This is a genomic window from Mammaliicoccus fleurettii (genome assembly GCF_002018435.1).
Classification (GTDB): domain Bacteria; phylum Bacillota; class Bacilli; order Staphylococcales; family Staphylococcaceae; genus Mammaliicoccus; species Mammaliicoccus fleurettii.
Window position 1 is genome coordinate 1 of the sequence record NZ_MWJM01000039.1, and the last position, 1,567, is coordinate 1,567.

The following is a 1,567-nucleotide window of genomic DNA, read 5'->3' on the forward strand; positions in this document are numbered from 1 at the left end:
CGAAATAGCTTTAGGGCTAGCCTCAAGTGATGATTATTGGAGGTAGAGCACTGTTTGGACGAGGGGCCCCTCTAGGGTTACCGAATTCAGACAAACTCCGAATGCCAAATAATTTAACTTGGGAGTCAGACTATGGGTGATAAGGTCCGTAGTCGAAAGGGAAACAGCCCAGACCACCAGCTAAGGTCCCAAAATATATGTTAAGTGGAAAAGGATGTGGCGTTGCCCAGACAACTAGGATGTTGGCTTAGAAGCAGCCATCATTTAAAGAGTGCGTAATAGCTCACTAGTCGAGTGACACTGCGCCGAAAATGTACCGGGGCTAAACATATTACCGAAGCTGTGGATTATCCGTAAGGATAGTGGTAGGAGAGCGTTCTAAACGTGTTGAAGCATGATCGTAAGGACATGTGGAATGTTTAGAAGTGAGAATGCCGGTGTGAGTAGCGAAAGATGGGTGAGAATCCCATCCACCGATTGACTAAGGTTTCCAGAGGAAGGCTCGTCCGCTCTGGGTTAGTCGGGACCTAAGCCGAGGCCGATAGGCGTAGGCGATGGATAACAGGTAGATATTCCTGTACCACCTATGATTGTTTGAACGATGGGGGGACGCAGTAGGATAGGCGAAGCGTGCTGTTGGAGTGCACGTCCAAGCAACAAGACTGAGTGTTAGGCAAATCCGGCACTTATAAGGTTGAGTTGTGATGGGGAGCTGGATCATGTATCCGGCGAGTCGTTGATTTCACACTGCCAAGAAAAGCCTCTAGTTAGAAAATAGGTGCCCGTACCGCAAACCGACACAGGTAGTCAAGATGAGAATTCTAAGGTGAGCGAGCGAACTCTCGTTAAGGAACTCGGCAAAATGACCCCGTAACTTCGGGAGAAGGGGTGCTTTTTAGGGTGCAAGCCTTGAAGAGCCGCAGTGAATAGGCCCAAGCGACTGTTTATCAAAAACACAGGTCTCTGCTAAACCGTAAGGTGATGTATAGGGGCTGACGCCTGCCCGGTGCTGGAAGGTTAAGAGGAGTGGTTAGCTTCTGCGAAGCTACGAATCGAAGCCCCAGTAAACGGCGGCCGTAACTATAACGGTCCTAAGGTAGCGAAATTCCTTGTCGGGTAAGTTCCGACCCGCACGAAAGGCGTAACGATTTGGGCACTGTCTCAACGAGAGACTCGGTGAAATCATAGTACCTGTGAAGATGCAGGTTACCCGCGACAGGACGGAAAGACCCCGTGGAGCTTTACTGTAGCCTGATATTGAAATTTGGCACAGCTTGTACAGGATAGGTAGGAGCCTTTGAAGCGTGAGCGCTAGCTTACGTGGAGGCGCTGGTGGGATACTACCCTGGCTGTGTTGACTTTCTAACCCGCACCATTTGATCATGGTGGGAGACAGTGTCAGGCGGGCAGTTTGACTGGGGCGGTCGCCTCCTAAAGAGTAACGGAGGCGCTCAAAGGTTCCCTCAGAATGGTTGGAAATCATTCGCAGAGTGTAAAGGCACAAGGGAGCTTGACTGCGAGACTTACAAGTCGAGCAGGGTCGAAAGACGGACTTAGTGATCCGGTG

The 1,567-nt window shown here is 50.4% G+C and carries 1 rRNA gene; it reads left to right on the top strand.

The window, feature by feature from the left end:
- A 23S ribosomal RNA gene (locus B2G86_RS12975) occupies positions 1 to 1,567 on the top strand; the annotation flags it as partial.